The 13607-nt window shown below is 64.6% G+C and carries 10 protein-coding genes; 5 read left to right on the top strand and 5 right to left on the bottom strand.

Features of this window, described 5'->3' with window-relative positions; genetic code table 11:
• Positions 1-20 precede the first annotated feature (20 nt).
• Together VJV41_RS10970 and VJV41_RS10965 are read right to left on the bottom strand one after the other, a co-directional pair.
• Positions 21-1007 (bottom strand): PDR/VanB family oxidoreductase, encoded by a 987-nt coding sequence (locus VJV41_RS10970; protein ID WP_325333546.1) that lies wholly within the window; start codon positions 1005-1007, stop codon positions 21-23.
• Entirely contained in the window at positions 1007-2197 is a 1191-nt protein-coding gene (locus tag VJV41_RS10965; protein WP_325333545.1) for a cytochrome P450, read from the bottom strand. The genes VJV41_RS10970 and VJV41_RS10965 overlap by 1 nt, the downstream gene beginning before the upstream one ends.
• A 541-nt stretch (positions 2198-2738) precedes the next feature.
• On the opposite strand from VJV41_RS10965, the gene VJV41_RS10960 reads away from it, so the two are divergent.
• Complete coding sequence (locus VJV41_RS10960; RefSeq protein ID WP_325333544.1) at positions 2739-4424, top strand: CocE/NonD family hydrolase; 1686 nt, start codon at positions 2739-2741, stop codon at positions 4422-4424.
• A gap of 176 nt (positions 4425-4600) precedes the next feature.
• Positions 4601-5251: a TetR/AcrR family transcriptional regulator gene (locus VJV41_RS10955; RefSeq protein WP_325333542.1), complete on the top strand. Its 651-nt coding sequence runs from the start codon at positions 4601-4603 to the stop codon at positions 5249-5251.
• Between the two features lie 36 nt (positions 5252-5287).
• Here the strand turns inward: VJV41_RS10955 and VJV41_RS10950 are convergent, their stop codons facing one another.
• Positions 5288-5473 (bottom strand): hypothetical protein, encoded by a 186-nt coding sequence (locus VJV41_RS10950; RefSeq protein WP_325333571.1) that lies wholly within the window; start codon positions 5471-5473, stop codon positions 5288-5290.
• A gap of 534 nt (positions 5474-6007) precedes the next feature.
• Here VJV41_RS10950 and VJV41_RS10945 point away from each other — a divergent pair.
• Entirely contained in the window at positions 6008-8191 is a 2184-nt protein-coding gene (locus VJV41_RS10945; RefSeq protein ID WP_325333540.1) for a hypothetical protein, read from the top strand.
• A 113-nt stretch (positions 8192-8304) separates the two neighbouring features.
• Here VJV41_RS10945 and VJV41_RS10940 read toward each other — a convergent pair whose 3' ends face one another.
• Complete coding sequence (locus VJV41_RS10940; RefSeq protein ID WP_325333538.1) at positions 8305-8892, bottom strand: TetR/AcrR family transcriptional regulator; 588 nt, start codon at positions 8890-8892, stop codon at positions 8305-8307.
• Positions 8893-9019: 127 nt separating this feature from the next.
• Here VJV41_RS10940 and VJV41_RS10935 point away from each other — a divergent pair, with 127 nt between their 5' ends.
• The gene (locus VJV41_RS10935) at positions 9020-9829 is read left to right on the top strand and encodes an alpha/beta hydrolase (protein ID WP_325333536.1); all 810 of its coding nucleotides are present in this window, start codon (positions 9020-9022) and stop codon (positions 9827-9829) included.
• A 124-nt stretch (positions 9830-9953) separates the two neighbouring features.
• On the opposite strand, the gene VJV41_RS10930 is transcribed toward VJV41_RS10935, so the two are convergent.
• Positions 9954-10493 (bottom strand): YbhB/YbcL family Raf kinase inhibitor-like protein, encoded by a 540-nt coding sequence (locus tag VJV41_RS10930; RefSeq protein ID WP_325333534.1) that lies wholly within the window; start codon positions 10491-10493, stop codon positions 9954-9956.
• A gap of 937 nt (positions 10494-11430) precedes the next feature.
• Between VJV41_RS10930 and VJV41_RS10925 the strand changes: the two genes are divergently transcribed.
• A complete protein-coding gene (locus tag VJV41_RS10925) occupies positions 11431-13605 on the top strand; it encodes a molybdopterin-containing oxidoreductase family protein (RefSeq protein WP_325333532.1) in 2175 nt (724 codons plus the stop codon).
• Positions 13606-13607 lie beyond the last annotated feature (2 nt).

Below are 13607 nucleotides of genomic sequence, written 5' to 3'. Positions count from 1 at the left end.
TTGATCGCAGTCGGTGGTTGTCATAGGTCGAGCACTAGCCGCGGGCAACGGGCCCTGGACACGCAGATGAGCATGGCGTCGTCGGCTGCTTGCTCATCGGGGCTGAGGATGCTGTCGCGGTGGTCGACTTCTCCGTCAAGCACCGCCACCTCGCAGGTACCGCAGGTGCCCTCTTCGCACGATGATGCGACAGCCACACCAGCGGCGCGGACAGCGTCGAGGACGCTCTGTCCCGCGGCGACGGCCACCGTGGTGCCTGACCGCGCGAGTTCGACTTCGAAACTGCCATATTGGGTCAGTTCGGCCTGTTCCTTGGGCTGGAAGCGCTCCACCCTCAGCGAGCCCGTCGGCCAGCCGTGGCAGCGACCCTCGACGGCATCGAGCAGCGGTCCGGGACCGCAGCAGTAGATCAAGGTGTCGGAGTCGGGCTGTGCGAGGATCCGGGGCAGGTCCAGCAACCCCACTTCGTCTTGCGGGCAAATCCTCACGCGGTCGCCGAATGCCGCCGTCAGTTCGTGCGTAAACGCCATCGATGCGCGAGTGCGACCACCGTAGTGCAGCTGCCAGTCGGCGCCTTGCACGTCCCTGGAGCGGATCATCGCCAGGATGGGAGTGATCCCGATACCGCCGGCGATGAACACGTAATGCGACGCCGGCGCCAGTTCGAAGTGGTTGCGTGGTTCACTCACAGTCACGATCGCATCGGACGCCAGGTTGTCGTGGACGTAGGCCGAACCACCCCGGCCGTAGCGCTCGCGCAATACGGCGATCCGCCAGCGCTTGCGTTCGTCCGGGTCACCGCACAGCGAATATTGCCGGAGCATGCCCTGGCCGAGGACGACGTCAACGTGCGCACCTGGCGACCAGGCGGGCAAGTCGTCGCCCTGGGGGTGCTCGAACTCCAAGGCCACCACGCCGTCGGCCACGTCGTCGCGTTCGGCGACGCGAACCTCGAACGTCGAGGTGACCAGCGAGGAACCGGTGGCCGTCGTCTGCTCGGCGCCCATCACAGTTTCTCGGTGCTCACGCGCACTTCAAGCTTGGAAAATCCGCGCAACAGATTGTTGACCAGACGCTCGCTGGACACGACGTCGAATCGCGACACCTTCGCCGCCAGCAGTTCCAGTAGGGTGCGCATCTCCAATCTGGCCAAATTCATTCCCGCGCAGGCGTGTTCACCCGTACCGAAGGCGACCTGATCACTTGGCTTGCGGGTAACGTCGAACACCTCGGGCCGCGGGTACTTGCTTTCGTCGCGGTTGGCTGAGCCGTAGAGCAGCATCACCCGCGCCCCGGCCGGTACCACGGTGTCTTGTAGGACGTGTTCGCGCGTGACGAACCGTGTGAACCGCTGGATGGGTGACTCCAGCCGAAGCACCTCGTTGATGGCATGGCGGATCAGCGACGGGTCTGCGCGGACCAACTCCCATTGATCGGGATGTTGGGCGAACAGCCAGATAGCGCTGCCGGTGCCCAGGATCGTGGTGTCCAGCGACGGGGCGGCGTAATCCATCACCATGAACGGGCACTTCTCCGCGGGGAGTTCGCCCTTTTCGGCCGCGTCGAACAGGGCCGCTGCCCACCCGTCGGGGTCGATGGTCCCGGGCCGGGCCTCGGTCATCGCGAACTGGACCATCTCTTGCGCCTTCGGCAAGGCGGCCTGGGTGCGCTCATTCATCGGACCCAGTGCATCGAAACTCGCCGCGGCCCAGTCCAGCATCCGATCATGGCCGTAGTCGCCTAGTCCGACCAGTTTGGAGACGATCGTCAAGGGCAGGTGCTGCGCGAGTTCGGTCGCCGCGTCGAAGGTGGCCTTGTCGATCACCTGGTCGACGATCCTGGCCCCCTCCTCACGCAAGAAAAGTTCGATGTCACGCAGGCGATTCGGCAGCATTGGCCGCTGCAGGACCTTGCGCATCACCTGATGATCGGGAGGGTCGCTGCAAATCAGAACGCCCTCGGTCGCTTTGTTGAACTCATCGCTGAGGCCGACGCCGCGCGCCGAGCTGAAAACCTCCCAGTTCTGGCTCACTTCACGAACCGCTTCGTACTGAGCGACCGCGTAGACGTCTAGCCGCGACAAGTACACGATGGGCCCGAGTTCACGCAGTTCGGCATACAAATCGTACGGTTCGCGCAAGGCCTGGTCGGTGAACAAGTCGATGTCGGAAACGGGGGGCTTCGTTCCTAGAGGCATATCTGCTTTCCTCTCTGTGTCAGTCGATCACGCCCACAAGGAGTGGTGGTTGCGCCGTGGATCACGCCGCCGCCAGGTGCTCGGACTCGCCGCACCAGCCCGGACCGCGACCCACGAATTGGCCTCCTCCTCAGTGCTTGCCATCACTGTGCGTCCCCGCCAGGTCAACCCGCTATCCGCATCGCGTGGCGTTATCCGGCAGACGCAACCCGCTGTCCGACCGTTGACTGACAGCGCCGGCGGGCGACGCCTCATTTCCCGCGGCACTGCAGAACCCAGGCGTGAGTCAATCTTTCGCCCGCGTAGAGCATGCGGTAGAGGTGATCTCGATCGAGGCCGCGGCGGTTGGACGGTGCGCACCGCGGACACCGCTGCGTCAAGTGGATAGCCATGGACGGCTTCCTGCTGAACAGTCTGGATGTCGCACCACGGCCGTGCCCAGCCGCGTAGGTGGATCAGGCCTCGCGGTGCCAACAGCGCCGCGAGCGGTCCGGTGAAGGACGCGACCGCGTGAGCAGCGCAGCAACGACGGGAGGTCTCCATGTCGGGACACAATGAGGTCATCTATCGGCCGGCCACGCCACCGGAGAGTGCGCTGGCCAATTGGCGCGGATTTTCTCCGGGACGCTCGGTCTTGGCAGCCGGCACGACGTTCTCCGCCAACGGTCGCCCCCTGCCCTGCGATATCGCTTTGGACCGCGACGTGGCGCTGACCCTGCCGGATGGCACCACCCTCTATGCCGATGTCTACACGCCCACGGGCCGGGGCCCCGTGCCGGCCATCCTGGTGTGGAGCCCATATGGGAAGCAGGGCGGATTCTGGTCCTACGACATGTTCCCCCTACGCGCCGGCGTTGCCGAGGACGCCACCTCCGGGTTGGAGAAGTTCGAAGGCCCCGACCCCGCCTTCTGGTGTGCCCACGATTACGCGATCGTCAACGTCGACCCCCGAGGTGCGTTCGAATCGCAAGGCCGAGGACAGTTCTTCAGCCCTCAGGAAGCCCAAGACGGCTACGACGTCGTTGAATGGATCGCCGCACAGTCCTGGTGCACGGGCGCAGTCGCGATGGCGGGCAACTCCTGGCTGGCCGCCATGCAATGGCGCATCGCCGCCCTGCGCCCACCACACCTGGTGGCCATCGCCCCCTGGGAGGGGTTCACCGACATCTACCGCGATCTCACCTGCCGGGGCGGCATCCCTGAGCAGATCTTCGTGGAAACCCTGGTGGCCAACAATTTCGGTCGTCACGAGGTCGAGGACGCAGTCGCGATGACCCAGCAGCATCCGTACATCGACGACTACTGGCAGACCAAGATTGCCGACATCGAAGCCATCGACGTTCCCGCCTACGTCGTGGCCAGTTGGACCAATCCGCTGCACGTGCGTGGCACCCTCGATGCCTTCTCTCGACTCGACACAGCCAAGTCCTGGCTTCGCGTGCACAACTCCCTCGAATGGCCCGACCAGTATGCGCACGAGGACGACTTGCTGCGGTTCTTCGACTACACCATCAAAGCCGAAGACAACGACTGGCCGCGCACACCGAGGGTGCGATTGACGGTCCTCGATCCTGGAGGCGCCGACCTACTGTGGCGACCGGAGAACGAATGGCCCCTGGCCCGCGCGACCGAGCACGTTCTGTACCTCGATGCCGCGGGCAACGAGATGTCAGCGCACCTACCGAGCGCCGCGAACAGCGTGAAACTAGATGCCGCCCACGGCCTGGTCGCCTTCCGAACGTCCTTCCCCGAGGACGTCGAGCTAGCCGGACCCCTGGCAGTGCACCTATACGTATGCACTGAGCGCGCGACCGACGTGGACTTCTACGTGTTCGTACGCAAACTCGACGCCGCCGGTGAGCCGTTGTTGACATGTCTCCCCATGGGCGTACCGATCCCCGGCGCCAAGGGTCAATTGCGGGCCTCCCACCGCGAATTGGATACCGACGCCTCCACCGAACTGGTGCCGGTGCATCGGCACAAGACCGCCCATCCGCTGCTGCCCGGCGAGATCGTGTCGCTCGACGTGCCCATCTGGCCGGTCGCGATGACCTGGCATGCCGGTGAACAGCTAGAGCTGGTGATCTCAACGCAGGACTTGTTCCCCACCTCCGCACTGGTGGCCGGACCATCTCAGCTCGACGAGGAATCTACGTCGCAGGCAGGCAGCGTCACGCTGTGTACCGGCGGGCAATACCCAGCACGGCTCACAGTCTCACGGGCATGACCGGTGTTGCGGTCGACTCACGGTCAAGACGGTCAAGCCCGCCGCGGCCGAAGACCAAATGGCATTTTCGCGGGCCCAGATGACATGGGAGCTGATGGAGCCAGGCCAGTCAGGCGGGCGCAACGTACGCGTCCGCGATGTTTACACCATCTAGCCGTCTGGATAACCTGGGCCGCGTGACCGGCAACGGAGAAGCCGGCGTGCCCTCAGACGGACCAGCCGGTTTGCCGTCAACCGCCAAGGGACGCGACACGCGTGAACGCCTGCTCACTGCGGCCACCGCGCTCTTCGCCGAGCGCGGCTACACCAGAGTCACCATCCGCGACATCACGGACGCCGCGGGACTGTCGGCGGGCGCGTTCTACCGGTACTTCAAGGACCGGCGCGAGTTGATGTTGGTGCTCATGCGCAAGCTCACCGCCGAGGCATTTGACTTCGTGCGGGTGCCCTGGGACGAACGCGATCCGATGTTGTCGGTCCTGCAATCGACTCAGCTGTACTTCAAGTTCTACGAAGCGCACCGACCTCTGTTCGCGATCCTGGTCGAACTGGGCCAGACCGATCCCGCGGTGGCCGACATTTGGGCGGTGTCGCGACGGGCCTTCTACAACCGCATCGCGCACTCGTTGCGCCGCGGCCTGGAGGCTGGGCGGTTACGCCTCGACGTCGACGTCGACGTCGCCGCGGAGTTGATGGGCAGCATGAGCGAGTTCTACGCCTTTCAGCGTTTCGTACTCGCCGACGACGTCGTCAAACCTGTGTCCATCGAGGAGAGTGCGCGCAACCTGGCCAACATCTGGACAGATGGGTTGCTCCGCCGTGCGTGATTTGTTCCGTTCACGCTCGTCGGCGCATGCGTTGAGCTAGCAGGGTGGCCCTCCCTTTAGGCGGGACAAGAAGAGCTTCTGCCATTCCAGCCAGCGCTGCTGCACCTGGCGGAACATGTTGCGGCGGATCGCGCCGTCCATGGCGCCGTAGACGCGGTTGTCCTTCTCCCCCATCTGCGGCAGGTGCTCGATACCGGCGACCAGGCCGCGTTGCTCGACCACGCGGTAACACTGCGAAACTTTCTGCCGCAGAGCAAATTTCGACCCACGACCGCGGCGGCAGCGCGGTGTTTCACATACACGTGCAGCTCGCCGCCCAACACGCTGCGCCCCAGGGCGTCACCCTTGAGTCAATCCCACGCCTGGCGGGCCGCAGCAGTTCGTGGCGGCGCCGACCCGCACCGGTTCATCCCGCGACTGATCGCACTTTGGCAACTTCGCTGCTCAAGCCGGTGGTGCTTTTCGGCGAAAGAGCTCACCGTTGCCGATCCCGGGCGTCCGCTCACGTGACAGTATTGGTATTGATTGTTATTGCTATGCGGCAGATTGATATTGCTATGCGGCGTCGAGGATGCGAGGAAGAGCGGTGTTTTGTTGTGTTCTGCTGTGCGGGCTTGCGTTTCTGGGCCCACGAGGCGTGCGCTTGTTACGCCTGTTTCGTCGTGCCGGCACTGAGCAGTCGGTAGCGCGGCCGCCTGTCGAGGTTGCGAGCTCATCGCATCTCGTGCTCTCACCGGTCGGCGCTGGGGTGTTGTCATGACCACGCAGGCGCCAACAGCGACCACTGGCTACCGGTGGCCGATCCATTCTCGCGGGCCCACCACCACCCGATGGTTACGCCGCACCCTTTCCGGCGTCATTGTGTTCTGGATAGCCGCCACCGTGTTGCCGCAGGTCCTCGGACTGTCGGGCGCGTGGCGGGCGTTTGGTGCCGGACTCGTCGTTCCGGGTGCGGGCCTGCTGTATGCCATTCCGCCGCTTCACCATCCCTTCAGCACCGGAATGGTTCTCGGTCATGCGGCTGTGATCGCTGCGGAGGTCGCCACGGCCGCTTGGGCGCTGCGCCGATACCGAATCGTCGCCGTAGCGGTGTGCGTCGTGGTCGCCGCCGCACTGGTTGTCGGTGTCGACCGTTCGCCCGCGACCGTGGTGGTTGTGGGTCACGCAGCCGGCTTCCTCGGGGTGCTGATCGCCTGTGGTTGGGCCTTCGGCATTCGGCTCATCGGGCGAGCGGACTTCACGACGTTGCCGGTGATCGTCGTCGCGTCGGCCGCCGTCAGCGCCGCCTTGGTCTCCACCCACGGCGACATGGCCGGTCCGCTGGTGTGGATTCCCTGGGCCGCGTTGGGCCTGGCGATCGGCATCGTGATCGCGATGCTCGGTCGCGAAACACTTCGGTACCGCGCCGCACGCCGAATCGGCCGCGACCGGCTGGACTACCTCGAAGGGCGCAAAACACCAACCGAACGATCGGCCCGAACCGACATCAGACCCCTGCAGCACACCGGTGCTACACCGGAAGTCACCGAAGCCTCCCCGGAGCAGCTGCGATTCCTCCGATACCTCATGGCTGTGGCGATGCAGCCCACGGATAGCTGGGACACCTTCGACCCCGAACGCCCCGGCCCCGTGCAGCAATACCGATACCAGGTGAATGCCCTCGGCTGGGCCCTGTCCACTTACGGGTATTCGCATGCGCCGTCGCTGGCCGGTCCGCTGCTCGACGCGCAGGTGGCGCTGTTCGATCGCATGCAGCAGAAGGCCGTCTGGGGCTACTGGTACTGGCAGAACGTCCTGGGCAACTGGGATTTCATCAAACGCCGCGCCGATCCGATCGACGTGCCACAGAACATCATGTTCTCTGGGTACCTCAACCTTCAGTTGGCGATGTTCCGGCAAGCGACCGGCGATCGCCGCTTCGATCGCGACGACGCATTGGTCTTCGAGTGGTCACCCGAGCAGCGATTCACCTTCAGCCACAAGCGCGTCAACGACATCGTGATCAGGAACTTTCAGGAGGACCTGTGCCTGTGGCCGTGTGAACCCGCTCCGTTCGGGGCGGCACGCAAGCGCGGTTTCGTCTTTCCTTACTGCAACGCCGTGGCGGCTGCCGGAGTGGGTGTCACCGACGGGCTCAACGGAACCCGGCACGTGGACCGCATCGCCGCACGCCTCGAGGACGCCTTGAACCAGGAGTTCACCTCAGCCGACGGTGAATTGGTCACCTTTGCCACCTCCGGGCTCGGCATCACGGTACGAATGCTCGCCGGTCCCACCAACACCGCTTCGGTCGCAGCATTCATCACGCCGCTGTGCCCGGACCTGGCCTGGCGAACCTGGGAGATCCTGCGGCGGGACTGGCTCGAAACGGGCCGGTACCGCACGGCGAACTCGGCGGGCGCCGTCATGCCCGACTGGGGCACAGGGGCCAAGACGAACGCCGAGTCGTTCGCAGCGTCGATGCTGCTCGCGCGGGAATGCGGTGAGACGCAGTGGCACGCCGAACTGTGGCGCACAGCGCTCGAGCAACTCCACTTCTCCGAAGACTCGGCTCAGCCCGGAATGTTCAAGTTCGACGACGCATCGGTGCACGCGAACGGAATGCTGGGTTTCGGCGGCTTCGGCCGAAGCCACACACTCACCGACATGATGTCTCGTCCGCGCCCCACCGAATGGACGGACGGCCCGCGGCTGGCCGAACTCCCTCACCCAAATGCGTTGGTAGCCAAGGCGGTATCCGACGGATCCGCCCTAGATGTTGTCCTTCGCCCCGGGCTAACCGGCGGACGTGTGGCACTGCGATTCGACCAATTGCGGCCTCGTGCAGGGTATGTCGTACACGGCGCTCAAGAGCACGAAGTCGTCGCAGACGAAACCGGGCACGCCCAAGTCTCCGTCGACCTGCAAGACCGCACACCCATCGGCATACGGCCGACGTAGAGAGACAAGCGACGACGAAGCCGGCCTCGGCACGCCTTTGACCGACGGGTACGCGCATGGGGTGAGTCCGTGTGCGTGTACCTCCCTTCTGGGAGGACAGGTCGCGCTGGTATTTACGTTGCGGGCCAGGCTTTCAGCGCTTGGTCGGCAATAGCGTGAAGTTCTTCACGGGTCGCGTCGCTGCGCGCCTGGATCGAAATGCCTTGGCAGATGGCGTAGATCCAGCGGGCGATCACGAGCGGGTCCACGCCCGGCAGTTCACCATCTTGCTGGGCGATGGCGAAGCGTTCGGCGAGCAGTTTGACTGCGGCGTCGCGCCGGTGGGCAAGGTCGGCCTGGATGGGCGCGGCGTCTTCTCCTGAGGCCAATGCGCCTTGCACCAGTAGGCAGCCGTGCGGGCTGGCGGGATCGGTGTAGGCGTCGGCGGCGCCATGGACCATCATGTGGGCGATATCCCGCGCGGTGGGCTGAGCCATGGCCGCGGCGAAGAAGCCACCAGGGCCGGCCAGATAGCGGTCCACGGCTTGACAGAAGAGCTGCTCCTTGGACCCGAAGGTGGCGTAGAGGCTGCGCCGGTTGACGCCGGTGGCATCGGTCAGATCGCTGATCGACACCCCGTCATAGCCGTGCTCCCAGAACAAGGTCATCACGATCTCCAGTACCTGGTCGGGATGAAACCCCCGAGGCCGGCCGATCGGCATTCCCATCACCTCCTTCTGTGATCCGCGACACTAGTCGGAATGAATTTTTTGCGATACGGGCTTCACCACAGGATACTTAGTAACCGATCGGTTCGAAAGTCGCCGGTCATCGAGAGACGGAGCCCCCATGACCAACATCGTCTTCATCCACGGGCTGTGGATGTCGCACACCGCCTGGCAACCCTGGATCGAGCACTTCGCCGCCCACGGCCACCACGCAATCGCACCGACATGGCCCGGCGAGGCCGACACCGTGGCCGAAACCCGCGAAAACCCCACTACCCAAGCAGGATTCGGCATCGACGACATCACCGCCCACTTCGCCGGCATCCTCGAACAGCTCGACACACCACCACTGGTCATCGGCCACTCCTTCGGCGGGCTGATCGCCCAGAAGCTCCTCGGCCAGAACAAGGCCGCCGCAGCGGTGGCGATCGCCCCGGCCCCCATCAAGGGCGTCAAACCCCTGCCGATAGCCCAACTACGCTCGGCGTTCCCCGTGCTGGGCAACCCCCTCAACCGTGGTCGCGCCAAGGGTCTGACCCGCACGCAGTTCCGCTACGCAGTCGGCAACACCCTGCCCCAAGCGGAATCCGACGCCCTATGGGAGCAGTGGGCCATCCCCTCACCAGGCCGACCGCTCTTCGAGGCCGGACTGGCGAACTTCACCCCCAACTCAGCCGCCAAGATCGACACCGCCAACCCAACCCGCGGTCCACTCCTCATCACCTCAGCAACCGCGGATCACACCGTGCCCCACGTAAGCGTCAACGCAACCTACAAGCAGTACGCAAAATCACCGGCTGTCACCGACTTTCACCAATTCGACGGCCGCGGCCACTCACTGACCATCGACCACGGGTGGCAAGACGTCGCCGACTTGACTCTTGCCTGGCTCACCGACAAAGGCATCACGGCACCGGAGAAGGCCATGTGAACACGAATGTCGTCGTGGCGGCGCCGCTACCTCCACGCGGAGATGTCCCGGCGGCGCCTCCGGCTCACTGAGTGCAAAGATGACGGCTCGGCCGCCGCTGCTCGTGGTGGCGGTCTGAGCTGGTCTACCCGGCTCGGTTCTCGTAGGTCGGCACGATGAATCCGCGAGCCAAGGTGTGGCGTCGCAGATGAGCACCCAGCGCGGCCGGGGTCGCGCTGTTCTGAAGTTCCAACTTCTCGACATCGACGGCGTGCACGACGAAAAAATAACGATGCTCGCCGGTACCCGCCGGCGGTGCGGCGCCCAGGAAGTGCCTTAGCCCGGCGTCGTTTGGCAGCACGACAGAGCCGGGCGGCAAGCCCGATCCGTCTGGGGGATCGCCGGCGCCGGAGGCCAGCGTGGTGACCGATGCGGGGATATTGAACACTGCCCAGTGCCAGAATCCGCTCACAATCGGCGCGTCCGGATCGTAGCAAGTCACTGCGAAGCTCTTGGTCTCCGCCGGGAAGTCCTCCCATTCGAGATGCGGAGAGCGATCCTGTCCGCCCGCACGCAGGATGCCGCTGAGGAAGGGAGTCGTTAGTGGCTTTCCATCGGCGATATCGCTGCTGCGCACTGTAAAACTCGGTACCGGCGGCAAGCGGTCGTAGGGGTTGGCGGACATGACTTCTCCTTCTGGGTCAACGAGAAATGCGATGGAGATTTGCCTGACACCGTATAAGCGGACTCCCATAGGCACTCCCACGGATCGACGCAAGCCTCATGCAACCGGGACCACGCTGCAATCTGCAATGGTTCGGTCCCACTGGATGAACCGGCCGCGACGGCAAAGATTCGACGTGGCTGGCCGTCCCCGCGCGAGGTGGACCCAGGCCATTCGCTGTGGCTTCATCTGGCCTACCCAAGATCGCTAGCAGCCAAATCGACGCACTGGATCCGGCGGCCGTAGCGCTGTTCCACCACCGAGGCATCAAGTACGAAAAGTCTTGTAAGGAACCGGCATTGGTTTGCTTTTGTCTCAACCCGCGGGCGGCGTTGTCTAGCCAATGCCGCTGTGCGTAAGCGGGTGCCGTTGTCGACTGCGTCATGTCCGCGTCAGCGCTCCAACCCATTACAGCGCGCTGGTGACAATACGGTTGTGCGACAACATTGATGAACATCAACGGCGTCTGGCCAGCAGCTCGCGGAGCGAAGTGGTCACCAGAGTTGGTATCCGATATGGCGTAGCGTCCAAACGAGTACGCCGCGGCGTGAGGCGGGATCGTGTGCCCCTTCAAACAGTTTTGCTCCTATCGCTCCCCGCCTGAATTTCGGCTTGCGCTAGTGCGCGACGGCGCCCGTGTGTGATCAACCAGTGTTCGCCTTACGAACACTCGACGGTGCCGGGGCGCCGACACAATGGGCGGATATGCCGCGAGGAGCCGACGGTGAGTATTGACCTTCTTCAACCAGCGTCGCCATAGACGCGGACTTCGCATTGGCGATCTACGACTGGGTCTCATACGTCGGCGGGTACCGGCGGCGCATCCGCCTGCCGGGGCGACGCAACAGGCGAGCGGCGTCCGTCGGGTTCCACGCCGTCCCGGAATGGAGTGATAACCATGAAAGAGGACAAGGTCACGTTCTGCCGGATCTGCGAGCCCGCGTGCGGGCTGATCGGCACCGTTGAGGACGGCAAGTTGCTGTCGCTGCGGCCGGACAAGGATCATCCGCTCAGCCAGGGTTTCGCGTGCCCGAAGGGCATCGCCTACGTGAGCACGCAGAACGACCCGGACCGGGTGCTCTACCCGATGAAGCGGCGGCCTGATGGCGAGTTCGAACGGGTGTCGTGGGACGAAGCGATGAGTGACATCATCACGCGATTGCGCAACGTCCGGGCGAAGCATGGTGCCGAAAGCGTCGGGTGGTACACCGGCAATCCCGGCGCCCTCAATTCCACTCATTCCATATGGACGCTCGGCGCACTCCGGGCGCTCGGCATTTCGCATTGGTTCACCGCGTCGTCCCAGGACACCCACAGTCGGTCCGTTGCCAGCCACCTGCTGTACGGGGATCAGCTCGTGGTTCCGGTGCCTGATCTGGACGCCGCCGAGACCGTGGTCATCATGGGTGCGAACCCGGCGGTGTCGCACGGCAGCTATGCCTCGATCCCCCGGTTCACCGACAAGCTGCATGAGGTCGTCGAACGGGGCGGCCGGGTCATCGTGATCGACCCGCGCCGCACCGAAACCGCGCGGCTGTTCGAGTGGACGCCGATCAACCCGGACTCCGACGCATGGTTGCTGCTGTCGATGCTGCACGTCCTGTTCGACGAGGATCTGGTCGACATGGAGGCCCTCGCTGAATCCAGCGGACACGCTGAATTACGCTCGGCGGCAAAGTGTTTCGCACCCGAGGCTACGGAGGCTCGGACCGGCGTCGCGGCCGACGTCCTCCGCCGGCTGACCCGGCGCGTCGCGGGCAGTCGGGCGGTCCTGTACGGGCGCACAGGCACCTGCCTGGGCAACAGCGCGACACTCGTCAACTATTTGATGGACGCAGTGAACCTCGTGGCAGGCAATCTCGATCGCATCGGCGGCGGTATCTTCACAGATCCCGCGCTCCCAGTGCGCGAAATGGCAGCATCGAGCATGACGTACGACACCCGCCGTACCCGGATCGGAAACCTGCCCGAGGTCGGCGGCATGGAGCCGGCGTCCATCATGGCCGCAGAAATGCGCACGGCAGGGCCTGGGCAGATCCGCGCGATGGTGATCGCGGCCGGCAACCCCGTCCTGTCCACGCCTGGTGGCCAGCACCTTGCCGACGCGCTGGACGAGCTCGACCTCGTGGTCGCGCTCGACTTGTACATCACCGAAACCAGCGCGCACGCGCACTATGTGCTGCCGGCGACCGCAATGTACGAACGCGAGGACGTCATGCTGCTCATCCAGCCGTTCTATCCGACGCCATTCGTGCAGGCGACCGAGGCGCTCGTGCCGGCTCCCGGTGAAGCGCGTCCGGAATGGGAGATCATCGACGAGATCGTGCGAGGGCTCGGCAGCCGGGCGCTGCCGACGCGAGCTCTGCGTGTGGCAGCGAAAGCCGCCGATATCGTGCGCAGGCCGATCACACCACGCGCGATGCTCAACGCACTGATCCGGATCGGTCGCGGCGGTGATCGGTTCGGACTGCGGCGTCGGGGACTTACCTTCGACAAACTGGTGAAGGACAATCCGCACGGAATCCTGTTCGCGGACAAGCCCGCGTTCGGGCGGCTGCGAAAGGTCATCCGTCACCGCGACGGCAAGGTTCACCTCGATCACCCCGGAATCTGGTCAGAGATCCATCGATTGCAGCGGCGCGACGACGATCCCGACTTTCCGCTCTTCCTGATCGGGATGCGCGAGTTGGGCTCCGAGAACTCCTGGATGCACAACGTCGCGCAATTGCGCGCCGCACGTCCCGCCCATGCCGCGCGCATGCATCCTCTCGACGCTGAGGAACTCGGTGTCGCCAACACCGAGACCGTGCGGCTGGTGTCGAAGTATGCGGCGATCGAACTGCCGGTGCTGATCACCGAGGACATCCACCGAGGTGTGGTCGCAGTGCCGCACGGCTGGGGCCACAAGGGCAAGGGCCGCTGGACGACCGCCAACCGAGAAGGCGGTGTCAACGTCAACGAATTGATGTCCACCATGCCGGCCGACCTCGATCCGCTGTCCGGTATCTCGCATCTCAACGGCGTACGCATCCGCGTCGAGCGCGTGGAACTAGCCGTCGCCGAAGGAGTCTGATC

This window comes from Mycobacterium sp. (assembly GCF_035274705.1).
In the GTDB taxonomy this organism is placed as follows: Bacteria; Actinomycetota; Actinomycetes; order Mycobacteriales; family Mycobacteriaceae; genus Mycobacterium.
The sequence above is the reverse complement of the archived record's forward strand: the minus strand, read 5'-3'. Positions and strand labels throughout refer to the sequence as shown.